At 63.2% G+C, this 23,564-nt stretch carries 19 protein-coding genes and 1 pseudogene; 9 read left to right on the top strand and 11 right to left on the bottom strand.

The genetic code is table 11. The features are described 5' to 3' along the window. Positions 1–38 precede the first annotated feature (38 nt). Entirely contained in the window at positions 39–569 is a 531-nt protein-coding gene (locus IVB12_RS27270) for a methylated-DNA--[protein]-cysteine S-methyltransferase (RefSeq protein ID WP_247303706.1), read from the bottom strand. Positions 570–899: 330 nt separating this feature from the next. Between IVB12_RS27270 and IVB12_RS27275 the strand changes: the two genes are divergently transcribed. After that, positions 900–2,126 carry an ABC transporter substrate-binding protein gene (locus tag IVB12_RS27275; protein WP_247303708.1) on the top strand — a complete coding sequence of 409 codons (1,227 nt, stop codon included), beginning with the start codon at positions 900–902 and terminating at the stop codon, positions 2,124–2,126. A gap of 116 nt (positions 2,127–2,242) precedes the next feature. Here the strand turns inward: IVB12_RS27275 and IVB12_RS27280 are convergent, their stop codons facing one another. Further along, positions 2,243–2,668, bottom strand: a complete 426-nt coding sequence (locus IVB12_RS27280; protein ID WP_247303709.1) for a DUF1330 domain-containing protein — start codon at positions 2,666–2,668, stop codon at positions 2,243–2,245. A 168-nt stretch (positions 2,669–2,836) separates the two neighbouring features. Here IVB12_RS27280 and IVB12_RS27285 point away from each other — a divergent pair, with 168 nt between their 5' ends. Further along, a complete protein-coding gene (locus IVB12_RS27285; RefSeq protein WP_247303710.1) occupies positions 2,837–5,047 on the top strand; it encodes a penicillin-binding protein 1A in 2,211 nt (736 codons plus the stop codon). A gap of 276 nt (positions 5,048–5,323) precedes the next feature. On the opposite strand, the gene IVB12_RS27290 is transcribed toward IVB12_RS27285, so the two are convergent. The 4 genes from IVB12_RS27290 to IVB12_RS27305 form a co-directional block, all read right to left on the bottom strand. Then, a complete protein-coding gene (locus tag IVB12_RS27290; protein WP_247303711.1) occupies positions 5,324–6,163 on the bottom strand; it encodes a SprT family zinc-dependent metalloprotease in 840 nt (279 codons plus the stop codon). 217 nt (positions 6,164–6,380) lie between these two features. Beyond that, positions 6,381–7,709: a polyhydroxyalkanoate depolymerase gene (gene phaZ / locus IVB12_RS27295; protein WP_247303712.1), complete on the bottom strand. Its 1,329-nt coding sequence runs from the start codon at positions 7,707–7,709 to the stop codon at positions 6,381–6,383. Between the two features lie 122 nt (positions 7,710–7,831). Continuing rightward, positions 7,832–8,650: an ABC transporter permease gene (locus tag IVB12_RS27300; RefSeq protein ID WP_247303713.1), complete on the bottom strand. Its 819-nt coding sequence runs from the start codon at positions 8,648–8,650 to the stop codon at positions 7,832–7,834. Positions 8,651–8,837: 187 nt separating this feature from the next. Continuing rightward, complete coding sequence (locus IVB12_RS27305; RefSeq protein WP_247303714.1) at positions 8,838–9,644, bottom strand: ABC transporter ATP-binding protein; 807 nt, start codon at positions 9,642–9,644, stop codon at positions 8,838–8,840. Between the two features lie 108 nt (positions 9,645–9,752). Between IVB12_RS27305 and IVB12_RS27310 the strand changes: the two genes are divergently transcribed. Both IVB12_RS27310 and IVB12_RS27315 read left to right on the top strand, forming a co-directional pair. Beyond that, on the top strand, positions 9,753–11,075 hold the full coding sequence (locus IVB12_RS27310; protein ID WP_247303715.1) for an ActS/PrrB/RegB family redox-sensitive histidine kinase: 1,323 nt from the start codon (positions 9,753–9,755) through the stop codon (positions 11,073–11,075). 103 nt (positions 11,076–11,178) lie between these two features. Beyond that, on the top strand, positions 11,179–11,733 hold the full coding sequence (locus IVB12_RS27315) for an ActR/PrrA/RegA family redox response regulator transcription factor (protein WP_164934823.1): 555 nt from the start codon (positions 11,179–11,181) through the stop codon (positions 11,731–11,733). Positions 11,734–11,853: 120 nt separating this feature from the next. Here the strand turns inward: IVB12_RS27315 and IVB12_RS27320 are convergent, their stop codons facing one another. Continuing rightward, positions 11,854–12,345 carry an MmcB family DNA repair protein gene (locus tag IVB12_RS27320; protein WP_247303716.1) on the bottom strand — a complete coding sequence of 164 codons (492 nt, stop codon included), beginning with the start codon at positions 12,343–12,345 and terminating at the stop codon, positions 11,854–11,856. Between the two features lie 287 nt (positions 12,346–12,632). On the opposite strand from IVB12_RS27320, the gene IVB12_RS27325 reads away from it, so the two are divergent. After that, complete coding sequence (locus IVB12_RS27325; protein WP_247303717.1) at positions 12,633–14,333, top strand: alpha-amylase family protein; 1,701 nt, start codon at positions 12,633–12,635, stop codon at positions 14,331–14,333. 169 nt (positions 14,334–14,502) lie between these two features. Here IVB12_RS27325 and IVB12_RS27330 read toward each other — a convergent pair whose 3' ends face one another. After that, positions 14,503–16,104: an alpha-amylase family glycosyl hydrolase gene (locus tag IVB12_RS27330; protein ID WP_247303719.1), complete on the bottom strand. Its 1,602-nt coding sequence runs from the start codon at positions 16,102–16,104 to the stop codon at positions 14,503–14,505. A gap of 174 nt (positions 16,105–16,278) precedes the next feature. Here IVB12_RS27330 and IVB12_RS27335 point away from each other — a divergent pair, with 174 nt between their 5' ends. Beyond that, positions 16,279–16,947 (top strand): MBL fold metallo-hydrolase, encoded by a 669-nt coding sequence (locus IVB12_RS27335; protein WP_247303720.1) that lies wholly within the window; start codon positions 16,279–16,281, stop codon positions 16,945–16,947. 4 nt (positions 16,948–16,951) lie between these two features. Here IVB12_RS27335 and IVB12_RS27340 read toward each other — a convergent pair whose 3' ends face one another. Next, positions 16,952–17,338, bottom strand: coding sequence for a helix-turn-helix domain-containing protein (locus IVB12_RS27340; protein WP_247303721.1), 387 nt, complete (start codon positions 17,336–17,338; stop codon positions 16,952–16,954). Positions 17,339–17,476: 138 nt separating this feature from the next. Here IVB12_RS27340 and IVB12_RS27345 point away from each other — a divergent pair, with 138 nt between their 5' ends. Then, positions 17,477–17,779, top strand: coding sequence for a hypothetical protein (locus IVB12_RS27345; protein WP_247303722.1), 303 nt, complete (start codon positions 17,477–17,479; stop codon positions 17,777–17,779). 26 nt (positions 17,780–17,805) lie between these two features. Here IVB12_RS27345 and IVB12_RS27350 read toward each other — a convergent pair whose 3' ends face one another. After that, the gene (locus IVB12_RS27350) at positions 17,806–18,972 is read right to left on the bottom strand and encodes a PHB depolymerase family esterase (protein ID WP_247303723.1); all 1,167 of its coding nucleotides are present in this window, start codon (positions 18,970–18,972) and stop codon (positions 17,806–17,808) included. 605 nt (positions 18,973–19,577) lie between these two features. Here IVB12_RS27350 and IVB12_RS27355 point away from each other — a divergent pair. Next, positions 19,578–20,813: an LLM class flavin-dependent oxidoreductase gene (locus tag IVB12_RS27355; RefSeq protein WP_247303724.1), complete on the top strand. Its 1,236-nt coding sequence runs from the start codon at positions 19,578–19,580 to the stop codon at positions 20,811–20,813. Positions 20,814–21,143: 330 nt separating this feature from the next. Continuing rightward, positions 21,144–22,519: pseudogene (locus IVB12_RS27360) on the top strand (cytochrome P450). Between the two features lie 82 nt (positions 22,520–22,601). Here the strand turns inward: IVB12_RS27360 and IVB12_RS27365 are convergent. Then, a complete protein-coding gene (locus IVB12_RS27365) occupies positions 22,602–23,441 on the bottom strand; it encodes a glucose 1-dehydrogenase (protein ID WP_247303725.1) in 840 nt (279 codons plus the stop codon). Positions 23,442–23,564 lie beyond the last annotated feature (123 nt).

The raw sequence follows: 23,564 nt of genomic DNA on the forward strand, positions 1-23,564 counted from the left end.
TTGTTCCGGGGTGCCGCGGAATGACGAAAAGGAGAGACCTAAAGCTCCACCCCCTCATGCCGCAGCAGCCAGCGCTTGCGCTCGAGCCCACCGCCGTATTTCACCAGCGAGCCATCGGCGCCGATCAGGCGATGACACGGCAGCACCACGCTGATCGGATTGGAGCCGTTGGCATGGCCGACGGCGCGAATGGCTTTGGGCATGCCGATCTTTGCCGCGAGTGCGCCGTAGCTCATCGTGGTGCCGGCGGGAATCCGCGCAAGTGCGGTCCAGACCTTCCGCTGGAACGACGTGCCGCCGATACGCCATGCGACGCCCGAGAGCTGGCCGAGATCGCCTTCAAAATAGCCCGACAGCGCAGCCCGCATCTGCGTCGGCGCAGGCTGATCGCTCAGATCCACCACCCCATAATGCAGGCGCAACAGCTCGCGCATGCGGTGCTCGTAATCCGCCCAGTCGAGCGCGCGCAAGGCACCATCGGCATCTGTGACGAGCAGGGCGATCCCGATCGGCGTCACCAGGCGATCGAGACCAAAGCGTTCAGGCGTTTTGGTTGGTCCAGCGGGCATTGCGGCACCATTGCATCGAAACACGCCGCCGGACTTGCCACGCCGGCCGTACTATCGTCCACCCGAAAGCTGACGCTTTGGGGGAGCCAACCTGATTTTGATCGCCAACCTTAGCGTTTCCGGACAAAGCTGTGCGTGACGTGGCCGGCGACGGTTTGCGCTGATGGCATTGTTCCTGGCCTAGTTTTTAGCCTGAGACGCTACGGCGCAGCGCCGTGATCCTTGCGCGGCGGCGAACGTTCCTCCACAATCTTTGGCAGCGATGGCGACCGTTGCAATCAACGGACAAAGACCATCGATCGATAATTCCGTCAGGAGGAACGAACTAACATGAACAATCGCAGAGCCTTCCTAGCTGCCACGGCGGCGCTCGCCTTCGCATTCTCCGCGAGCCAAGCCCTCGCCCAGAAGAAATACGACACCGGCGCGAGCGACACCGAGATCAAGATCGGCCAGACCGTTCCGTTCTCCGGTGCCTACTCGGTCTACGCCAATATCGGCAAGACCCAGGCCGCCTATTTCAAGATGATCAACGATCAGGGCGGCATCAACGGCCGCAAGATCAATCTGATCCAGTATGACGACGCCTATTCGCCGCCGAAGACGGTCGAGCAGGTCCGCAAGCTGGTCGAAGGCGACGAGGTGCTGTTCACCTTCCAGCTGATCGGCACCGCGGCCAATGCCGCCGTGCAAAAATATCTCAACGGCAAGAAGGTGCCGCAACTGCTGGCGTCCACCGGCGCCGCGCGTTTCAACGATCCGCAGAACTTTCCCTGGACCATTGCCTACAATCCGAACTACGTGTCCGAAGGACGGATCTACGCCAAGTACATTCTCGCCAATCACCCCAATGCCAAGATTGGCGTGCTCTACCAGAACGACGACATGGGCCGCGACTATCTCGCGGGCCTCAAGAGCGGCCTCGGTGACAAGGCCGCCAGCATGATCGTCGGCGAGGTCTCCTACGAGGTCACTGATCCGACCGTTGACTCCCAGGTGGTCAAGCTGAAGTCGATGGGCGTCGATCTGTTCTATGACGCTTCGACGCCAAAATTCGCGGCGCAGGCGATCAAGAAGCTCGCAGACCTCGGCTGGTCTCCGGTGCATATCCTCGACATCAATGCGAGCCCGGTGTCGGCGACGCTGAAGCCGGCCGGCCTCGATATTTCCAAGGGCATCATCTCGACCAATTACGGCAAGGACCCCGGCGATCCCCAGTGGAAGGACGATCCGGGTGTGAAGGCCTTCTTCGCTTTCATGGACAAGTATTTCCCGGAAGGCGACAAGCTCAACACCGTGAACACCTATGCCTATTCGGTGGCGGAGCTCCTGGTCCAGGTGCTGAAGCAATGCGGCGACGACCTGACGCGTGAGAACGTCATGAAGCAGGTCGCCAACATCAAGGGCTATACGCCGAGCCTGGCGCTGCCCGGCATCAAGATCACCACCGGTCCCAACGACTACCGCGTCAACAAGCAGATGCAGATGATGAAATTCAACGGCGAACGCTGGGAGCTGTTCGGGCCGGTCATCGAGGACACGGGGCCGTCGGGCTAGGCTAAACGGTCATTCCGGGATGGCGCGCAAGCGCCAGACCCGGAATGTCGAGATTCTCAGGTGCGCAAGTGCGCACCATCATTCGATGCATTCGCATCGCCCCGGAATGACGGGGCCTACTCCGGTATCTCCCCAAAATTCTTCCCCACCGGCAACACCGCGTGTCGGATCAGGCGCGAATCCTCCACCGCTGCCTGCCTATGCTTCACCGCCTCGCGATAGACGGGATCTCGGATCATCTCGACGAAGGCTGAGACGCTCGGATATTCGGCGATGAAGCAATGGTCCCAGCGCTCCTCCGGGGGACCGATCAGCATCAGCTCGAATTTGCCTTGCCAGACAATGCGGCCGCCGAGGCGTTCGAACACCGGGCCGCTCTCGCGGCCATAGGCCGCATAGGCTTCGGCGCCGCTCGACTTGCGGCCGTCCGGATAGGCCGCCTCTTTGCGCAGCCGCACCAGATTGAGCATGTGGATCGGGCCCGGGCGGTCGTTCTCCCGGAATTGCGCGAAGATCTCCTTGGTCGGATCGATATGGCCCATGCGAGTTTCCTTTTTCTTGATGCGAGCGATCCTAGCTCTGGCGCTCCAGAAGCGGAACTGCGGCCGGCGAATGCCGCACCTCCTAATTGCGCGTTAAGCTCTGGTTAACCGGGCCTTAAACAGCAACCGCTAGCGTGCGGCGGGGCGGGCTGACCGGGCGTTTGGCGTATGGCGTGGGGAAAGAAGAAGGGTGGGCGGAAGGAGCCGCTATTCGGCTTGCCTGCGGCGCTCGCCGACCTGCGCCTGACCGCGGCGGACCGCATTCCCGGTGGCGACGACAAGCCCAAGAAATCAGCGAAATCATCCGCCAAGCGCAAGAGCGACGATGCCGGCGACGAGCCGCCGCGCGAACGCAAGGCATCGGCCGGCCGTAGCGGCGCCAAGCGGCGGCCAAAGTCGCGCGGAGGCTTCAGCCTCGGCCGTCTGGTCTATTGGAGCGCGGTGCTGAGCTTGTGGGGCGTGATCGCCGTGATCGGCGTCGTGATCTATGTCGGCGCCCATCTGCCGCCGATCCAGTCGCTGGAAATCCCTAAGCGCCCGCCGACGATCCAGATCGTCGGCATCGACGGCAGCATGCTGGCACAGCGCGGCGAGATGGCCGGCGCCAACGTCGCGCTGAAGGACCTGCCGCCCTATCTGCCCAAGGCGTTCATTGCCATCGAGGACCGCCGCTTCTATTCCCATTTCGGCATCGACCCGGTCGGCATCCTGCGCGCCCTCGTCACCAACGTGCTCCATCGCGGCGTCTCGCAGGGCGGCTCGACGCTGACACAGCAGCTCGCCAAAAACCTGTTCCTGACCCAGGAGCGAACCATGCAGCGCAAGCTGCAGGAGGCGGAGCTCGCGATCTGGCTGGAGCGCAAGCATTCCAAGAACGAGATTTTGGAGCTCTACCTCAACCGCGTCTATTTCGGCTCCGGCGCTTATGGGGTCGAGGCCGCGGCGCAGCGCTATTTCGGCAAGTCGGCCAAGAACGTGACGATCGCCGAAGCCGCGATGCTGGCGGGCCTCGTCAAATCGCCCTCGCGCCTTGCGCCGAACCGCAATCCCGAGGGCGCGGAAGCGCGCGCACAAATCGTGCTCGCGGCGATGGCGGATGCAAAATTCATCACCGACGCGCAAGCCAAGGCCTCGATCGGCCACCCCTCCTATAACGTGAAGCCGGTCGGCGCCGGAACGGTCAATTACGTTGCCGACTGGATCGGCGAGGTGCTGGACGATCTCGTCGGCCAGATCGACGAGAGCATCAAGGTCGAGACCACGATCGATCCGAAGCTGCAGAGCGTGGCGGAAGCCGCCATCATCGACGAGCTCGCGGCCAAGAGCGTGAAGTTCAACGTCAGCCAGGGTGCGCTGGTGGCGATGACGCCTGACGGCGCGGTGCGCGCCATGGTCGGCGGGCGGAACTATTCCGACAGCCAATACAATCGCGCGGTCACCGCAAAACGCCAGCCGGGCTCCTCGTTCAAGCCGTTCGTGTACCTGACGGCGCTCGAGCAGGGGCTGACGCCGGATACCGTGCGCCAGGACGCCCCGATCGAGGTCAAGGGCTGGAGGCCTGAGAACTACACCCACGAATATTTCGGCGCGGTGACGCTGACGCAGGCGCTGGCGATGTCGCTCAACACGGTCGCGATCCGCCTTGGCCTCGAGGTCGGACCGAAGAACGTGGTGCGCACGGCGCACCGGCTCGGCATCTCCTCGAAGCTCGAGCCGAACGCCTCGATCGCGCTCGGAACATCGGAAGTCTCTGTCGTCGAGTTGGTCGGCGCCTATGCGCCGTTCGCCAATGGCGGCCTCGCGGTGGCGCCGCATGTCGTGACGCGGATCAAGACGCTCGGCGGCAAGCTGCTCTACATGCGCCAGCCGGACGAGCGCAACCAGGTGATCGACCCGCGCTATGTCGGCATGATGAACACGATGATGCGGGAGACCTTGATCAACGGCACCGCCAAGAAGGCCGAGATCCCGGGCTGGCCGGCGGCCGGCAAGACCGGCACCAGCCAGGATTACCGCGACGCCTGGTTCATCGGCTACACCGCCAACCTCGTCACCGGCGTCTGGCTCGGCAATGACGACAACTCGCCGACCAAGAAGGCGACCGGCGGCGGGCTGCCGGTGGAAGTGTGGACGCGCTTCATGCGCACGGCACATGAGGGTGTGCCGGTGGCCGCCTTGCCGAGCTCACCAGGCGGCTGGGGCCTTTCGAACCTTGCGCAGGCCGCCTCGCAGGTCTCCGCGCCGACCTCGGCCGGACCGGCCCCGACGAACAATGGCGGCTATCGGCCGCCGCCTCCGACGCGCGCCAACGTACGCCCCGAGGCGGCGGCAGGGCTCGACGGCTGGTTGATGGACCGGCTGTTCGGCGGAAATCGATAGGTTCGGGTTGAGGTCCTGAGCGCATCAAAACAAAACTGCGAAAACAACCCCATGCACAGTAGCCGGTGATAGAGGAATCAACGGCTTACGCGGATCGCAGAACAGCCGACGCTGGCGGCAAGACCATTTGACACGTCGGCTCAAAACAGCAGCGTTCGGCGAGGCCGATGCTGGCTGGGCTTTGATCCAGCGCAGCAGCTTCTCGACCAAACAATCACTGCCTCTCGAATACCGGATCGCCCGCTCCAGTGCGCGAGCGCCCGACAAAAGCAGGGCCTAATCCTCGACCCCATACCGGTGCAGATCATTCCCGTACGTGTCGAGCCACTTCTTGGCGCGTTCCATTGACGGGCAGATCTTACCGCAGACGCGCCAGAACCGCGCCGAGTGGTTCATCTCGACGAGATGGGCAACCTCGTGGGCAGCGAGGTAGTCGAGCACGAAGGGCGGTGCGAGGATCAGCCGCCAGGAGAACGACAGCGAGCCCGCCGAGGTGCAGGAGCCCCAGCGGCTGGACTGGTCGCGGATCGAGAGCCGCTTGACCCTGACGCCAAGCTCGGCCGCGTAGGCCTCGGCTGAGCGCTGGAGATCGCGGCGCGCCTCACGCTTGAGGAAGTCGCTGACGCGGCGGTCGACATGCTCGAGACCACCGGCGACGCAGAGAATGCGTTCGCCGGACTCGCGCATCTCGGTCCACACCGTGCCGCGCTGTCCGGCGCGATGAACGATGCGATGGGGCGTGCCGCGCAACGGTATCACCGTGCCTGGCTGGAACGGCGCCGCCTTCGGCAACCGGCCGAGGCGTGCGGCGATCCATGCGCCGTGACGCTGCGCGAAGTCTTTTGCTTCGGCGAGCGTGCCGCGCGGCGGCATGGTGAGGATGGCTTCGCGGTCGCTCGGATGGATTCTGAGCGTATAGCGTCGCGCGCGTCTGTGGCGGCGCAGCCGGATCGCAAAAAATTGCGAGCCGTGGGTGATGACGAGGGTCTTTGGTTCGTGGGGCCGCCGATAAAGGAGCGCGCGAGTGGCCATGTCTGTCAGTCCGGGGGGCAGGAGGGCGCCCGGATTCTGCCATAACCGCCGCCATGGGAAGCGCTCGGCGCAAAAACAAATCATTTGCCCAATATACAGCGGTCAGGCGTCCGGGAGACCCTACAGACTGGGGTTGGAACCATCAATTTTCGCCCCCGCTGGACGCATGAGGCGCCCCCAAGGGGTGAGTGGCGACTCACTCCTATGAGGCTACCTCAATACCGCGAATCTGGACGGAACCGTGCTCTCCAGGAGGCTCCGACAGGGCCTGAATTTTCGACGGGAAAGCCGAAATACGCGACTATTCGGCCGCGAGCGCCTGCAGCGAGGTCGGATTCGCCGCCGAGACCATGAAATCATGGATCCGCGGCACGATTTCCGACTTGAAACGCGAGCCGTTGAACACGCCGTAATGTCCGACGCCCTTCTGGACGTAATGAACGCGGCGATGATCGGGAATCGCGCTGCACAAAGTGTGCGTTGCTTCGGTCTGACCGAGACCGGAGATATCATCCTTCTCGCCTTCGACCGTCATCAAGGCCACGCGCGTGATCTTCGAAGGATCGACGCGTGTTCCGCGATGGGTCATCTCGCCCTTCGGCAGTGCGTGCTTCACGAACACCGTGTCGACGGTTTGCAGATAATACTCCGCGGAGAGATCCATGACTGCGAGATATTCGTCGTAGAATTCGCGATGCTTGTCGACGAGATCGCCGTCGCCCTTCACCAGATTGGCGAAGAGCTGCTTGTGGGCATCCATATGCCGGTCGAGATTCATGCTGATGAAGCCGTTGAGCTGCAAGAATCCCGGATAGACGTCGCGCATCATGCCCGGATGCGGGAACGGCACCTTGGTGATGACGTGGTTGCGGAACCAGTCGATGCCGCGCTCCTGGGCGAGGTTGTTCACCGCGGTCGGATTGCGGCGGGTATCGATCGGCCCGCCCATCAGCGTCATCGAGGTCGGCACAAAGGGATCACGCCGTGCTTCCATGATCGAGACGGCGGCGACGACGGGGACGGAGGGCTGGCACACCGCCATGACGTGAGTGTTGCCGCCGAGAACGTGCAGCATCTCGATGACATAGTCGATGTAGTCGTCGAGATCGAAGCGGCCCTCGCTGAGCGGCACCATGCGGGCATCGGCCCAATCGGTGATGTAGACCTCATGCGCGGGCAGAAAGGCCTCGACCGTGCCGCGCAGCAGCGTCGCATAATGGCCGGACATCGGTGCCACGATCAGCACGCGCGGCTGCGGACTGCGCAAGGGGCGAGCGAACTTGCGATCGAAGTAGAGCAGCTTGCAGAACGGCTTTTCCCAGACCGAGCGGATCTCGACGGGGACGCGGATGCCATTGACCTCGGTGTCGTTGAGGCCCCATTCCGGCTTGCCGTAGCGGCGCGTGGTGCGCTCGAACAATTCGCAGGCCGCGGCGACCGACTTGCCGACCTCGGTCCGCGCCCAGGGATTGAGAGGATTCTGAAACAGGAGCTTGGTCGCATCGGTGACCGCGCGCGCCGGATTGAGAGAGGCTTGCGCCATCTCGTACATCCAGTACATCGGCGTCGTCAGGACCGGACTGCCTTCAGCCGCCAGGGGCGGCGCGCCGCCAAACTCACCAATAGGCATCGCTTATATTCCTCTTCGCATCGCAGCATACTGCCGAATGCGCAATATTGCGTCAATGCATGGTTCCGTACATCTACGTAGCGGAAACGCCAAAACCAGCATGAATCCACGGGAAAGTGACGTTATTCGCCAGCCGAGAGCAGCGAACCGTGCTTCCTGGCGCTTCGCAATAGGGCAAGGAATGCCCCAAAAGATGCGACCAGCAGCACTGCGTTGATGGCCAACGCCTCCAGCATCAGATCGGTCCTAAAGGTTTGCTCGATCAGGAGCGCGCGCATTCCCTCGAAGGCGTAGGTCGGGGGCAACGCCCAGGCGACGTATTGCAGCCAGGCAGGCAGCACACTGACGGGATAGTAGACGCAGGCGAGCGGCAGGATTGCGAACATCAAGGTCCAGACGATGCTCTCGGCGCCGAGGCCGTTTCGCAGCACCAGGCCCGAGACGAAGATGCCGACCGACCAGCTCGTGAAGATCAGATTGCAGAAGAAGGCGATCAGCGGCAGGCCGAGGGCATAGACATTGAAGTGAAACAGGAACAGCGCGAGCAGCGTCATCGGAATGATCCCGATCGCAAGCCGGATCAGGCTCATCACCATCAGCGACAGCAGAAATTCGATCGGCCTCAAAGGGCTCATCATGAGGTTGCCGATGTTGCGCGCCCACATCTCCTCGAGGAACGAGATGGAGAAGCCGAGTTGCCCACGGAACAGGATGTCCCAGAGGATAACGGCGCCGATCAGCGTGCCGCCGGCGCGCGCGAAGAAATTGGCATTCTCGGCGATATAGAGCTGGAGGAAGCCCCAGGTGATGACTTGCAGCGCCGGCCAATACAACAGCTCGAGCAGCCGCGGCCAGGACGACATCAACAGATACCAATAGCGCAGGACCATCGCGCCGATGCGATGTGCGGAGATGCCGCGGTGGAGGGAGAGCTCGCTCATGGCACCCTCCCGCATAGCGATGGAAATGCCGCGCACGATCTATCCAAGACGTCATTGCGAGGAGCTCGCGACAAAATTGTGCAGCAATTTTGCGCTGATGCGACGAAGCAATCCAGAGTCCTTGCGCAGAAAGATTCTGGATTGCTTCGCTTCGCTTGCAATGACGAAAGGAGCACCCGCTGCCGTCTCACTTCGCCGCCTCCTCTCGCGCACCGTTCACCCGCCCGCGTGCGACGTCCAAAAACACCTCCTCCAGCGTGGTGCGGTTGTAGCGGGCCATGATCGCCTCGGGCGTGTCGTCGTCCTCGATGCGGCCGCGCTTCATGATGATGACGCGGTCGCATAGCCGCTCGACCTCGAGCATGTTGTGCGAGGCCAACAGGATGGTGGCGTGGTGGTGCCGGCGATAGCGCTCCAGATGCGCCCGCACCCAATCGGCGGTGTCAGGATCGAGCGAGGCGGTCGGCTCGTCCAGCAAGAGCAGCTCGGGTTGGTTGATCAGCGCTTTCGCCAGCGCGACGCGGGTCTTCTGCCCGGCGGAGAGCTTGCCGTTGGCACGGTCGATGAAATCGCCGAGGTCGAGATCATCGGCGAGCTCGGCGATGCGCTCGGACAGGTTCTTCACCGCGTAGAGCTTGCCGAACACGGTGAGGTTCTGTCGCACCGTGAGCCGCATCGGCATGTCGACATAGGGGCTCTCGAAATTCATCCGCCCCAGCACGGACGCGCTCTCCTCAGGCATCCTTCGCCCGAGCACCTGCACACGGCCGGAGGTCGGCAGCACCAGGCCCATGATCATCGCAATGGTCGTGGTCTTGCCGGCGCCGTTGCCGCCGAGCAGCCCGGTGATGCTGCCGCGCGGCAGCGAAAAGGAGATATCATCGACGGCGCGGGTCTGCTTGTAGACCTTGACGAGATGATCGACCGCAATCGCCGCAGGTGCGCTGCGATCCGCGACAGTCGGCCGACTTGAAGCCTTGTCAATCTCAGTCATGCTGGCCGTTCTTCTGCTATTGCAGCCGATAGCGCAAGGCTTGTAATTCCTGGGTGGTTCCGTGAGCCCAGCGTTTGTGATCGAGAAGGCACCTGCACATTGGCCGACATGACCGAAATTGCCGATTCCGGCTTTCGCCACGCGCAGCGGCATATCCGCCTGGACACGATCCTGCGGCTGCGCTGGCTCGCGGTGCTGGGGCAGCTCGCCGCGATCTTCATCGTGGCGCAGGGGCTGGAATTCGACGTCGAGATCGTCCCCTGCGTCAGCATCATCTTCCTGTCGGCAGCACTCAACCTGGCGCTCCAGACGGTGGCCAATCCGATGCAGCGGTTGGAGCCGATGCAGGCGGCCGGACTGCTGGCGCTCAACATCGTGGAATTGGCTGGACTTTTGTTCTTCACCGGCGGCCTCCAGAACCCGTTCTCGTTCCTGTTCCTCGCACCCGTGCTGATCTCGGCCACGGCGCTCCCCGCCCGCTTCACCTTTGGCCTCGGCCTGCTCGCCGTTGCCTGCGCCTCGATCCTGTTCTTCTTTCATCTGCCGCTGCCCTGGGATTCCGATGATCCCCTGGTGCTGCCGCCGATCTATCTGATCGGCGTCTGGCTCTCGATCGCGCTCGCGATCGGCGTCACCAGCCTCTACTCCTTCCAGGTGACCGAGGAGGCGCGCAAGCTTGCGGACGCACTGGCTGCAACCGAGCTCGTGCTGACGCGCGAGCAGCATCTGACCCAGCTCGACGGATTAGCTGCCGCAGCCGCGCATGAGCTCGGCACGCCGCTTGCGACCATCTTCCTGATCTCGCGCGAATTGGAAAAGACGGTGAACGATCCGGCCATCGCCGCCGACCTGAAAACCCTGCGCGAGCAGACCCAGCGCTGCCGCGACATCTTGAGCAAGATCACGCAGCTGTCCTCCACCGGCGCGCCGTTCGACCGCATGAAGCTGTCGGAGCTGATCGAGGAGGTGGTTGCGCCACATCGCGACTTCGGTGTCGAGATCAAGGTGCGGATCGCGGTGGCCGTCGCGGCCGAGCCGGTCGGCTCACGCAACCCCGCGATCCTCTACGGCATCGGCAACATCGTCGAGAACGCAGTCGATTTCGCTCGCACCACCGTTGAGGTGAACGCCTGGTGGAACAAGGACCATATCGAACTCGTGATCTCCGACGACGGCCCCGGCATCCCGCCCGACATCCTCAACCGGATCGGCGAGCCCTATCTGTCGCGGCGGCGCACCCAGGATGAAGGCGGCGGCGACCGGCGCGGCCTCGGTCTCGGCGTGTTCATCGCGCGCACGCTGCTCGAACGCACCGGCGCCAAGGTCTCGTTTACCAACCGGACCTTTCCGGATCACGGCGCGGTGGTCCAGATCAATTGGCCGCGAGAGCGTTTTGAGGCTATCGAGACGCTTGAAGAAACAATAGGATAGGCCGCGACCTTGCGTCGCACAACGGGGCCGATCGACTATTTGCCGCCTTGGCACCGAACGATTGCGACGCCATATGTCAATGCGCTGGAGAGAGGACAACACCTTGAACGCCATCGCCGAACTGAACGAACAGACCGACCGCTCGCTTCTCATCGTGGAGGACGACAAGCCGTTTCTGGAGCGGCTATCGCGCGCGATGGAGACGCGGGGCTTTGCCGTGACATCCTGCGACACCGTCTCGGACGGTCTTGCGCAGATCGGCAAATCGGCACCGGCCTTCGCCGTGGTGGATTTGCGGCTCGGCGACGGCAACGGCCTTGACGTGGTCTCGGCGCTGAAGAAGAAGCGCCCGGACGCGCGCGCGATCGTGCTGACCGGCTATGGCAACATCGCCACCGCCGTGACCGCGGTAAAGATGGGCGCGATCGATTATCTCTCCAAGCCCGCGGACGCCGACGACGTCGTCGCGGCGCTGCTCTCGACCAGCGCGGAGAAATCCGAACTGCCGACCAATCCGATGTCGGCCGATCGCGTGCGCTGGGAACACATCCAGCGCATCTACGAAATGTGCAACCGCAACGTCTCGGAGACGGCGCGCCGGCTGAACATGCACCGCCGCACGTTGCAGCGGATTTTGGCCAAGCGCGCGCCGAGGTAATGGTCTCCTAGGGTGGGCAAAGGCGCGTAGCGTCGTGCCGACTGCTTCTGCCTCAATTCTGATGTTGAATGGTGGGCACGCTACGCTTTGCCCACCCTACGGCGCCTGCTCGTAGCGCCGCTACTCCCAGAAATCCGCGTGTCCCTGCGGATCGACCAGGCGGTTGATCCGCAGCGCTGCCGCCATCGCGAAGCGCACCGTCATCTGCTTGCGCGTGGCGGCAGCAAGCTTGTGCTCGGGCGCCTCGCAATGCATGTGCGCGCCGTAGGCGTCGGCAATGATGAGGCCGGTACCTTCAGGAAAAATCTCGCACGGCAGATCCTGCGTGAAGGCGAAGAACAGCCGGTCGCAATGGGCGCGGTATTCGTGCCATTTCTGATCGGCGCGCAGATCCTCCACCGACGACTTGATCTCGACGATCCAGATCTCGCCGCGTTCGTTCAACGCTACGAGATCGGCGCGGCGGCCCGACGGCAGCGGCAATTCGCTGATGCATGAGAAGCCGAGCGATCGCAACAGCCGCGCCGTCCCGCGCGCGATCGCAAGCGCCGTCTCCGACTGGCGACGGTCCGGCGGCGGTACGAAGGCGATGTTGCGGGCGGTGTTGTCCATGGGAGGAGGATAGCCGATTCCATGAGGGACGGACACTGTCTCCCCACCCGTCATTCCGGGGCGCGCCCGCTTGGTGCGAGCCCGGAATCCATAACCACAGGGAGTGGTTGCTTAGCCAAAACGGTCACTCCGAATCTTCGTCAGGCTTCTTCCTGGGGTTAAGGGTCCCAGGCTCGCTACGCGCCCCGGACGACAGCGAGTGTGAGGCGAGAAGGCGGAACCTCCCTTCTCCTTCACACTTATCACGCAGCCGCCGCGCCCGGGCGGATCCATCGAGGCTGCGGCGCATGATCGACGATCTCTGGTACAAGAACGGCATAATCTATTGCCTGTCCGTCGGCTCCTACATGGACGCCAACGGCGACGGCATCGGCGACTTCAAGGGCTTGCTCCGCCGGCTCGACTATCTGCACGGGCTTGGCATCACCACGATCTGGCTGATGCCGTTCCAGACCTCACCGGGCCGCGACGACGGCTATGACATCGCCGACTATTACAGCGTCGATTCCCGCTACGGCACGCTCGGCGATTTCGTCGAGTTCGCCCATGGCTGCAAGCAGCGCGGCATCCGAATCATCATCGATCTCGTGGTCAACCACACCTCGGATCAGCATCCCTGGTTCAAGGAAGCGCGGCGCGACAAGAACTCGCCCTATCGCGACTGGTATGTCTGGTCCGACAAGAAGCCGGCCAACGCCAACGAGGGCATGGTGTTTCCAGGCGTGCAGAAATCGACATGGACGCGCGACAAGGAAGCCGGTGCCTGGTACTTTCATCGCTTCTACGATTTCCAGCCCGATCTCAACACCTCAAACCCGCGCGTGCAGGCCGAGATCCTCAAGATCATGGGGTTCTGGATCCAGCTCGGCGTCTCCGGCTTCCGCATGGATGCCGTGCCCTTCGTGATCGCGACCAAGGGCGCGAAGGTGAGGAAGCCGGTCGAGCAGTACGACATGCTGCGCGCCTTCCGCGAATTCCTGCAATGGCGCCAGGGCGACGCCATCATTCTTGCCGAAGCCAACGTGCTGCCGAAGACGGACATGGAATATTTCGGGCGCGACGGCGATCGCATGCACATGATGTTCAACTTCCACGTCAACCAGAACCTGTTCTACGCGCTGGCCTCGGCCGACTCGCGGCCGTTGGCGAAGGCGCTCAAGGCGACCAAGCCGCGGCCTGCCACCGCGCAATGGGGGCTGTTCCTGCGCAATCACGACGAGCTCGATCTCGGCCGCCTGACCAAGGCACAGCGCGAGGTCGTGTTCAAATGCTTCGGTCCCGACAAGGACATGCAGCTTTACGACCGCGGCATCAGGCGACGCCTCGCACCGATGCTGGGCGGCGACCGCCGGCGGCTCGAGCTCGCCTACAGCCTGATGTGCACGTTGCCGGGGACGCCCGTCATCCGTTATGGCGACGAGATCGCGATGGGCGACGATCTCTCGCTGCCCGAACGCAACTGCGCGCGCACGCCGATGCAATGGTCGACCGAGCCGCATGGCGGCTTCACCAAGAGCAACAAGCCGGCATGCCCCGTCATCGACAAGGGCCCTTACGGCTACGACCACGTCAACGTTGCCAAGCAGCGGCGCGATCCCAACTCGATGCTGAACTGGACCGAACGCATCGTGCGCATGCGCAAGGAGGTGCCGGAAGTCGGCTGGGGCGATTTCGCGATCATTCCTGTGCGCGATCCCGCCGTGTTCATCATGCGCTATGACTGGCGCAACAATTCGGTGCTGTTCGTGCACAATCTCGACGAGAAGCCGCGCGAGATCGCGTTCTCGGCCGGATTGCCTGATGGGGCCGGCGCGCACCTCATCAATCTGCTCGCGGAAGACCACAGCCACGCCGACAAGCGCGGCCAGCATCGCGTCGTGCTGGAGCCCTACGGCTATCGCTGGTATCGCGTCGGCGGGCTGGATTATCTGTTGAAGCGGAGCGACATCGACGGGAGTACGGTGCGGGCGAAGAAGCATCCGGGGTAAGCGGGGATGCCTTAGTTTGCTCCGCCGTTTCAACGATCGTCATTGCGAGCGCAGCGAAGCAAATCCAGACTGCCTCCGCGGAAAGATTCTGGATTGCTTCGCTGCGCTCGCAATGACGAGGAGATAGCGGTGGTCATCTCCTCCACCGTTCTTCTGCCGAAGGCAAGGGCTACGAAGACGGCGCCACCACCACGCCCTCATTGGCACGCAGATTCAGCACGCCTTCGATTTGCTCGCCCTCGCGATCGAGAAACGTCGACAGCAGGATCTCGCTGCCGAAGCGGATGGCGCTGGTGGTGACAGCGATCGGATCGGCGCCGAGATTGAGCGCCACGATCACCGCCTTGCCGCCGGCCTCGCGGCAATAGATCAGGAGATCGCCTTGCGCCGAGATCGGGTGATAATCACCCGCGACCAGCGGCGGGGAGGCTTTCCGCAACGCGATCAGGCGCTTGTACAGCGTGAGGATCGAGCGTGGATCGGCTTCGAGACTGACGACGTTTTCGCGGATGTGATCTTCCGGCAGCGGCAGCCACGGCCGGACCTCCGAGAAGCCGGCGAAATTGGAGGAATCCCATTGCATCGGGGTGCGGCAGCCGTCGCGGCCGACACCGAGGCCGGGCACGTTCTTCTCGAAGGGGTCGCGCACGTACTCGGGCGCGATCGCGAGCTGATGCATGCCGATCTCGTCGCCGTAATAGAGCGTCGGCGTGCCGCGCAACGTCAGCAGCAGCATGGCGGCGACACGCGCCTGCTCGGGACCGACGCGGCTGGCAACGCGCGGACGGTCATGATTGCCGAGCACCCAGTTCGGCCAGGCGCCGCGCGGCAGCGCCTTCTCGTAATCCTCGATGATCTTCTCGATCGAGCGCGCGCTCCAGAAGGTCGAGAGCAGCGCGAAGTTGAACGGCATCTGCGCGCCGGTCAGATCGTTGCCGTAATAGGCCATCAGGCGATGCAGCGGCAGATAGATCTCGCCGATCAAGACGCGCGCGCCAAAGGCATCGGTGACACGCCGCATCTGCGCGATTACGTCATGCACCTCCGGCTGATCGGTCGAGTATTGCGTCAGTATCTTCTCGTTCGGCGGCCGGCCCTCGACGTAGTGCGGGTTCGGTGGATTGTCGCGGAATTCGGCGTCCTTGATCAGGTGCCAAATCACGTCGACGCGAAAGCCGTCGACGCCCTTCTCCAGCCAGAACCGCATCACGTCGTAGATCGCCGTGCGAACCTTCGGATTGCGCCAGTTGAGATCCGGCTGCTGGGCCAGGAAAGCATGGTAGTAATATTGGCCCGTAGTCTCGTCGAATTGCCACGCGCTGCCGCCGAACTCGGACAGCCAGTTGTTCGGCACGCCGCCATCCGGCGCCGGATCGCGCCAGATGTACCAGTCGCGCTTGCGATTGTCGCGTGAGGACCGGCTCTCGATGAACCAGGGATGCTGGTCCGAGGTGTGGTTGGGAACGAGATCGAGGATCAGCTTCAGGCCGTTGTCATGGGCGGCCGCGAGCAGCGCATCGAAATCGTCCATCGTGCCGAACAGCGGCTCGATGCCGGTATAGTCGGAAATGTCGTAGCCGAAATCCGCCATCGGCGAGGGAAAGATCGGCGACAGCCAGATCGCGTCGACGCCGAGCGATTTGACGTAAGGCAGCCGCCTGAGGATGCCGGCGAGATCGCCGACGCCGTCGCCATTCGAATCCTGAAACGAGCGCGGGTAGATCTGATAGAAGATGCCGTCGCGCCACCAATTCGCATTGCCTTGAGCCATGCCGAAAGACCACCCAAATCTGCGCCCTCGCGCGGGAGAACGCGACAGCGACGCCCCGGTTCAAATTGGCAGATCAATTGGGACCGCCGTGTGACGATTGTTCCCGGACTCGTTCCGGCTGTTTGGCCCGAATCTTTTGCTTGGCGGCCTGGCAAAAATCGGCATTGTGAGGCCATGACCGAGCAAAATGACACCAAAGCCAAAGCCGGGGCGATCATCGTTCCCGTGACGCTGTTCGAGCAGAACTGCACCATCATCTGGGACGAGCCCTCCAAAAAGGCCGTGGTGATCGATCCCGGCGGCGACGTGCCGAAGATTCTGGATGCGATCAAGCAGACCGGGGTCACCGTGGAGAAGATCTGGCTGACCCACGGCCATATCGACCATGTCGGCGGCGCGGCCGATCTGCGCGCGGCGCTGAAGGTGCCGATCGAGGGCCCGCATGAAGCGGACAAGTTCCTGCTCGACAATGTGGTCGAGAGCGGCGCGCGCTTCGGCATGACGGGGGTGCGCAACTTTGCGCCGGACCGCTGGCTCGACGAAGGCGACAGCGTCTCGATCGGCGGCTTGCAGTTCGACATCCTGCACTGCCCCGGCCACTCGCCCGGCAGTGTGGTGTTCTTCAACAAGGACTTGCGTTTTGCGCATGTCGGCGACGTCCTGTTCGCCGGCTCGGTCGGACGCACCGACCTGCCTGGCGGCAGTCACGCCACGCTGATCAACTCGATAAAGACCAAGCTCTTGCCGCTCGGCGATGACGTCGGCTTCATCTGCGGACACGGCGCCGGCTCGAGCATCGGCCAGGAGCGGATGACCAATCCGTTCATCACCGGCGAGATGTAAGGTTCTACTCGGCGGCGTCCGCCAGCGCCGCGGGTTCGCTCAGGTTACGGTCGCCCCATTCCCGGATCGCGGCGACGACCGGCACAAAACTCCTGCCCTTGCTGGTCAGGCGATACTCGACCTTCGGCGGCACCTCGCCAAAATCCTTGCGGTCGATCAGGCCGCTCGCCGTCAGCGCCTTCAATTCGCGGCTGAGCACGCGCGGGGTGATCTCCGCGCTGCCTTCCGTACCGCGGAGCAGACCGCTCCTGATCTCGCCGTAGCGGCGCGGACCATCCTTCAAATCCCAGACGATGCGCAGCTTGTACTTGCCGCTGATCATCTTCTGAAACGCCGCGACCGGACAGGTGCGCGCCGGGTTCGCTGTTGCCTTCACCATTGCCGTGGCCATGTCGTCTCCTCCATGCGCATCCAGCTTGACGAGAATAGGGGCGGCGCCGAAAAAATCCATACTATCAATTTTGTCCATACTTGCAGGATCGCTTGCAAGGCGCAGATGATGACGCACATGACGAACAGGGAGCGTCACATGAAGCACTTCATGATCAAGTATGAATTCAGGAGCGGCACGACGGAGGCCTGGCACCAGGAGGTCGGCCGTTTCATCAAGGCGATCGACGGCGATCCGGAGCTGAAAGGGCGGATCGGCTATCGTGTCCTGAAGCACCGCGACGACGGCAGCTATATCCACCTCGCCAGCGTCATGGACGATACCGCGCAAAAAACCCTGCAATCGCGCGACTTCTTTCGAGCCTATCAGGAGATGACGCGCAAGGTGGCCGGCGGCGAGGTCACGGTGACGCCGATCGAGATGATTGGCGCAACGGCGTAGTGAGTATCACCTGCCTGCGCGACAAACTACTTCATCAACCCCGCCGCCGTCAGCGCGCGCGTGATGATCTGGCCGAGATCGAAGCTGCGTGTTCTCTCGCGCTTCGGCTCGGCCGGCTTTTCGGCGACAGCGGTCAGGATCGAGCGGGCGAGATGCGGCGCGGGCGTCAGCGCCGGCTTCGATGACTTGGCTTGCGCCTTCTTCGCCTCCGGAATCCAGCCGGTGAGACCGAAGAACTTTGCGATGTGATAGGACGAGGAGATGCCGGCCTCGATCAGGAATGCGCCTTCCATGCCGTAGCGCTGATCGTTGTCGGCAAGACCAAGCGGCGTGCCGTGCGCCATGTCGGTGATGGCGTAGGACTCGACCAGCGTCTCGCCGTCCTCGTTCCACCAGGCCTGACGCGGATAGCCGTCCACAATGGTCTCCGCCATCGGCACCTCGGGCAGATCGTGTAAATCGAGCCATTGCTTGACGATCTCGTTGGCATTGCCGGGGTTGACGGTGCGGTCGGCGCTGCCGTGCCACACCGACACCTTCGGCCAGGGACCACGATAATCAGAGGCGCGGCGCACGAGATCGCCGAGCTCGCGCGCCGGACGCGCCGGGGAATGGAACATGCCGTCCAGCGCCTCGCGCAGGTTCGAGGCAATGCCATAGGGCAAGCCGGCGATCATCGCGCCGGCCGCGAAGACTTCCGGATAGGTCGCGAGCATCACCGAGGTCATGCCGCCGCCGGCGGACAGGCCGGTGATGAAGATGCGCCTGGGGTCGATGCGATGCGCTTCCACCATGTGCGCGATCATCTCGCGAATCGAACACGCCTCGCCGCTGTCCCGTGCGGTGTCTTCCGGATTGAACCAGTTGAAGCAGGTGTTGCCGTTGTTGATGCGCTGCTGCTCGGGCATCAGCAGCGCGAAGCCGTAATGCTTCGCCAGCGTCGACCAGCCGGCGCCGAGATCGTAGCCGCAAGCGGTCTGGCCGCAGCCGTGCAGCACGACGACGAGCGCGCGCGGCTGCTGAAGCTGCGCCGGCACGAACGCGAACATGCGCAAGGCCCCGGGATTGACACCGAAGCCCGTGACCTCTTGCAGTGGGCTGGATGAATCTGCGCTGCGGCCGAGTTCGGCAAAGCGCAGACCATCCAGCTTTGGCAGACGTCTCAAGAGATCGACATTTCTGGCTAACGACACTGCAACTTCCTGATGAGCGAGGTTCAACTCCAGCCAAACCAGATAGTTGCTGCGTTGCGAAATAAAAAGGCCGTGTGCTGTCAATCCTGCAGAATCGACAGGATTTCCCGTGGAATCTGCGCTCATTAACCGCAATGCCCTGAGTTCGTGCCGATGCGGGGCGCATTCACGCCAGAAATGCGGCGCAGATCATGTGAATGTGACAGACAGCCCAAGCGAGACGAGAAATCCTGCGCGCTGAAGGCCCGGCAGCCCCATTAGGGTGACCAACAGATGCAACATCGCCGGCACCTGCTCGCACCATCAAGGCGGCGGTCGCGCCCTGCGCCAGCCACCGTCGGAGAATGACGATCTCCTGTGAATGATCAAACGCGATCGCCTTCCGGCGCAGAGCACGGCATCTACGTTCTTCGTTCCCTGACAAAGGTCGCGGGTGTGGCCGGGACAAGCCCGGCCGTAAGCGCCTGCACGCAAGAATGGGAGAGGAAAAAGACAGACGCATGCGTGCATTCCGCCATGCGGGACATCGTGCGATTGCGTTCGCTTCCGCGAGCACGTAGCCTCGCCGCTTCAACAAACAGAAAATCAAAGCCGGAGAGAACGCCATGGCACGCCTGAAGTTTGGAGCCTTTCTTGCCCCGCATCATCCGATCGGGGAGCATCCGATGCTCCAGTTCCGGCGCGACCTCGACCTGGTCGAGCAGCTGGATAGCCTCGGCTATGACGAGTTCTGGTGCGGCGAGCATCACTCCTCCGGCTGGGAGATGATCGCATCGCCCGAGATGTTCCTGGCCGCGGCCGGCGAGCGCACCAAGCGGATCAAGCTCGGCACCGGCGTGGTGTCGCTGCCCTATCACCATCCCTTCAACGTCGCCCAGCGCATGGTGCAGCTCGACCATATGACCGGCGGCCGCGCCATCTTCGGCTCCGGCCCGGGCGCGCTGGCGTCCGACGCGCACACGCTGGGCATCGACCCGATGACGCAGCGCGACCGCCAGGACGAGGCGATCGGCGTGATCCGCCGCCTCTTCAACGGCGAGCGCGTCACCGCGAAGAGCGACTGGTTCACCATGAACGACGCCGCGCTCCAGATCCTGCCCTTGCAGGAGGAGATGCCGTTCGTAGTGGCCTCGCAGATCTCTCCCTCCGGCATGACGCTCGCCGGAAAATACGGCATCGGCATCATCTCGCTGGGCTCGATGACGACGCAGGGACTGATGTCGCTGCAGCAGCAATGGCAGTTCGCCGAGGACGCGGCGAAAAAACACGGCACCAATGTGAGCCGCGCCGACTGGCGCGTGCTCCTGACCTGGCATATCGCCGAGACACGCGAGCAGGCGCGCCGCGAGGCCGGTGCAGGGCTGATGCGCTGGCACAACGAATATAATGTCGGCACGTTGCAACGTCCGGGCCTCACGGCTTTTTCCTCACCTGATGAGGCCGTGGACAAGACCGCCTTCGTCGAAGGCGCGGCATCCACCATCGGCACGCCCGACGATCTCGTCAAAACCATCAAGAATGTGATGCAAGTGTCCGGCGGCGTCGGCGCCATCATCGGCTTCGTGCATGACTGGGCCAATCCGGAGAATACGCGCCGCAGCTGGGACATGGTCGCGCGCTACGTCGTGCCGGAGATCAACGGCTATATCGACGGTCTTCGCAGGTCGCAAAAATTCGTGATCGAGAATCGCGCGATCTTCGAGCGCGCGGGCCAGGCCGTGATGGCCAAGATCATGGAGAACGAGAAGGCCGCCGAGGCGCTGAAGGTGACCGGCCCCGGCCGCGTCGCGATTCCCGCCGTCAACGCACCGGATTTGCAGAAGGAAGCGGCGAAGCGGTAGGCGCACTCCCGCAGAGCGCTATCTCATATACTTGGCGGCGCCTGAGCGAGCGCCTCGTCCTTAACGACCGTTGCGCGGTCTCCTCGGGATCAGGCTAAGCGGCATCGGCCTCCGCCGAATCTGCTGCCGCGAGCTCAGTCCTTATCCTGAGGGCCCGCCAAAGGCGGGTGTCTCGAAGGATCGGTCGCAAGGACCGCTCTCAAATGCGATTGTCCCGGCTTCGCCGGGACGACAACGACGTGCGTGTGACGATTTTGTGCGCAAACGACCGCCGCGTCACCGCAATCGGCTGTGCTATGCTGACCGTGTCCGCCAACCGGAGCGATCGTCATGTCGATGCAGAATGTGGCCGCCCCTCCGCTTGCCGTCAGCCCACCGAGGCGCAATGAGCTGACGCACATCCCCGGCGACGAGGGCTGGCCGATTATCGGCAAGACCTTTCAGGTGCTCGCCGACCCCAAGGGCCACGTCGAGGCGAACGGCGCCAAATACGGCCCGGTCTACCGCACGCACATTTTCGGCGAGACCAATGTCGTGCTGCTCGGTCCGGAAGCGAACGAGCTCGTGCTGTTCGACCAGCAGAAGCTGTTCTCGTCGACACACGGCTGGAACAGGGTGCTCGGTCTGTTATTTCCGCGCGGGCTGATGCTGCTCGATTTCGATGAGCACCGCCTGCATCGCAAGGCGCTATCGGTCGCGTTCAAGTCCGGTCCGATGAAGTCGTATCTGCGCGATCTCGATCGCGGCATTTCCGCGCGCGTCGCGCAGTGAAGGCCAAGCCCGGCGAGATGCAGCTCTATCCGGCGATGAAGCAGCTCACGCTTGATCTCGCTGCGGCCTCGTTCCTCGGTGCCGACATCGGACCGGAAGTCGACGAGATCAACCGTGCCTTCGTCGACATGGTCGCGGCCGCCGTCGCCCCGATCCGCCGCCCCCTGCCGGGCACCCAGATGGCGCGAGGCGTGAAGGGACGCAAACGCATCGTCGCCTATTTCCGCGAGCAGATTCCGCTGCGACGCGGCAATCACGGCGGCGACGACCTGTTCTCGCAGCTTTGCCGCGCCACCCATGAAGACGGCGCGCTGCTGTCGGAGCAGGATATCGTCGACCATATGAGCTTCCTGATGATGGCGGCGCACGACACGCTGACCTCGTCGCTGACCTCCTTCATCGGCGAGCTCGCGGCAAATCCGGGCTGGCAGAACAGGCTGCGGGAGGAGATCCTCGCGCTGGGGCTCGCTCCGAATGCGCCGAGCAGCTTCGACGATCTCGAAAAGATGTCGCTGTCGGAGATGGCGTTTAAGGAGGCGCTACGGATCAAGCCGCCGGTACCATCGATGCCGCGCCGCGCGATGCGCGATTTCACTTTCAAGGGCTTTACGATCCCGGCCGGCACCGCTGTCGGCGTCAATCCGCTCTACACACATCACATGAAGGACATCTGGCCGGAGCCGGACCGTTTCGATCCTCTGCGCTTCACCGAGGAAGCCCAGCGCAATCGCCACCGCTTCGCCTTTGTGCCGTTCGGCGGCGGCGCGCATATGTGCCTCGGCCTGCACTTCGCCTATATGCAGGCGAAATGCTTCGCGCGGCATTTTTTGCAGAACATCGAGGTGTCGCTGGAGCCGGGCTACAAACCGGACTGGCAGATGTGGCCGATCCCGAAGCCGCGGGACGGCTTGCAGGTGCGGGTGAAGGCGATTTAGCGCCACACCGTCATTGAGCGAAGCGAAGCAATCCAGACTATCTCCGCGGAAACAGGCTGGATGCTTCGCCGCCCGCTCGCCGCTACGCCCCCTGATCGAACGCCTTGCGCAAGGCCACGTAACCCTGTTGCTGCTGGCTCCAGTTGCGGCCGCCGGTCATTGCACCGTCAACGACGAGGTCATGGCCGTTGATGAAGCTGGACTCGTCGCTCGCCAGGAACACCGCGGCCTGAGCGATGTCATCAGGGAGACCGGCGCGCGGGATCGGCTGCGCGGTCTTGTAGACCTCGCGCATCACCGCCGGCGTCTTCTCGGCGGCGTCGGTCGACAGCCCCAGTGCCTTGCCGAAGATGCCGGTTGCGATCGCGCCGGGCGAGATCGAGTTGACGCGCACGTTTGACTCGCCGAGCTCCATCGCCACGCATTTGGTGAGATGGATCACCGCCGCCTTGGCCGCGCTATAGACCATCGAGGACGAGAACCCGGCGAGACGGCCGGCGATGCTGCCATTGTTGATGATGCTGCCAAAACCCTGCTTCTTCATGTGGGGCGCCGCGTGCTTCATGCCGAGCATGACGCTGCGCACCAGCGTCGCCATCGCCGCGTCGAACCGCTCGACCTCGAGGCCTTCGATGCCGCCGGTCTGCGCCGGACCGCCGGCATTGTTGAAGAGGCAATCGATGTTGCCGAATGTGTCCACCGCGAGCGCGATCAGCGCCTGCATCTGCGCTTCGACCGTCACGTCCGTCTGGCGGAAGACGCACGTCGGCCCGAGCTGCTTCGCCAGCGCCTCGCCTTCGGCGACGCGCCGGCCGGCGATCACAATTTTGGCACCTTCGGCAACGAAGACTTCCGCGGTACGCAATCCGATCCCGCTCGTCGCGCCGGTGATGATCGCAACCTTGCCGTCCAACCTGCCCATGGAATGTTCCCGTTTTCGAATGATTTGATTTTCAGATGGCGGACACTGACAGATGACGGCGCCGCGACGGTCACTATTCCCGCCGGCCCGCGGCAAGGCAAGCTTTGCTTGCGTGTCCGACAT

The organism is Bradyrhizobium sp. 179 (assembly GCF_023073535.1).
Taxonomy (GTDB): Bacteria; Pseudomonadota; Alphaproteobacteria; order Rhizobiales; family Xanthobacteraceae; genus Bradyrhizobium.

Excerpts from the sequence above, each read along its gene's own strand:
- IVB12_RS27330 (WP_247303719.1), bottom strand. The coding sequence starts at position 16,104 with ATGGCTCAAGGCAATGCGAATTGGTGGCGCGACGGCATCTTCTATCAG.
- IVB12_RS27290 (WP_247303711.1), bottom strand. The coding sequence starts at position 6,163 with ATGATTTGTTTTTGCGCCGAGCGCTTCCCATGGCGGCGGTTATGGCAG.
- IVB12_RS27345 (WP_247303722.1), top strand. The coding sequence starts at position 17,477 with ATGAAGCACTTCATGATCAAGTATGAATTCAGGAGCGGCACGACGGAG.
- IVB12_RS27305 (WP_247303714.1), bottom strand. The coding sequence starts at position 9,644 with ATGACTGAGATTGACAAGGCTTCAAGTCGGCCGACTGTCGCGGATCGC.
- phaZ (WP_247303712.1), bottom strand. The coding sequence starts at position 7,709 with ATGCCTATTGGTGAGTTTGGCGGCGCGCCGCCCCTGGCGGCTGAAGGC.
- IVB12_RS27285 (WP_247303710.1), top strand. The coding sequence starts at position 2,837 with ATGGCGTGGGGAAAGAAGAAGGGTGGGCGGAAGGAGCCGCTATTCGGC.
- IVB12_RS27275 (WP_247303708.1), top strand. The coding sequence starts at position 900 with ATGAACAATCGCAGAGCCTTCCTAGCTGCCACGGCGGCGCTCGCCTTC.
- IVB12_RS27280 (WP_247303709.1), bottom strand. The coding sequence starts at position 2,668 with ATGGGCCATATCGATCCGACCAAGGAGATCTTCGCGCAATTCCGGGAG.
- IVB12_RS27355 (WP_247303724.1), top strand. The coding sequence starts at position 19,578 with ATGGCACGCCTGAAGTTTGGAGCCTTTCTTGCCCCGCATCATCCGATC.
- IVB12_RS27325 (WP_247303717.1), top strand. The coding sequence starts at position 12,633 with ATGATCGACGATCTCTGGTACAAGAACGGCATAATCTATTGCCTGTCC.
- IVB12_RS27270 (WP_247303706.1), bottom strand. The coding sequence starts at position 569 with ATGCCCGCTGGACCAACCAAAACGCCTGAACGCTTTGGTCTCGATCGC.
- IVB12_RS27300 (WP_247303713.1), bottom strand. The coding sequence starts at position 8,650 with ATGAGCGAGCTCTCCCTCCACCGCGGCATCTCCGCACATCGCATCGGC.
- IVB12_RS27310 (WP_247303715.1), top strand. The coding sequence starts at position 9,753 with ATGACCGAAATTGCCGATTCCGGCTTTCGCCACGCGCAGCGGCATATC.
- IVB12_RS27340 (WP_247303721.1), bottom strand. The coding sequence starts at position 17,338 with ATGGCCACGGCAATGGTGAAGGCAACAGCGAACCCGGCGCGCACCTGT.
- IVB12_RS27320 (WP_247303716.1), bottom strand. The coding sequence starts at position 12,345 with ATGGACAACACCGCCCGCAACATCGCCTTCGTACCGCCGCCGGACCGT.
- IVB12_RS27365 (WP_247303725.1), bottom strand. The coding sequence starts at position 23,441 with ATGGGCAGGTTGGACGGCAAGGTTGCGATCATCACCGGCGCGACGAGC.
- IVB12_RS27335 (WP_247303720.1), top strand. The coding sequence starts at position 16,279 with ATGACCGAGCAAAATGACACCAAAGCCAAAGCCGGGGCGATCATCGTT.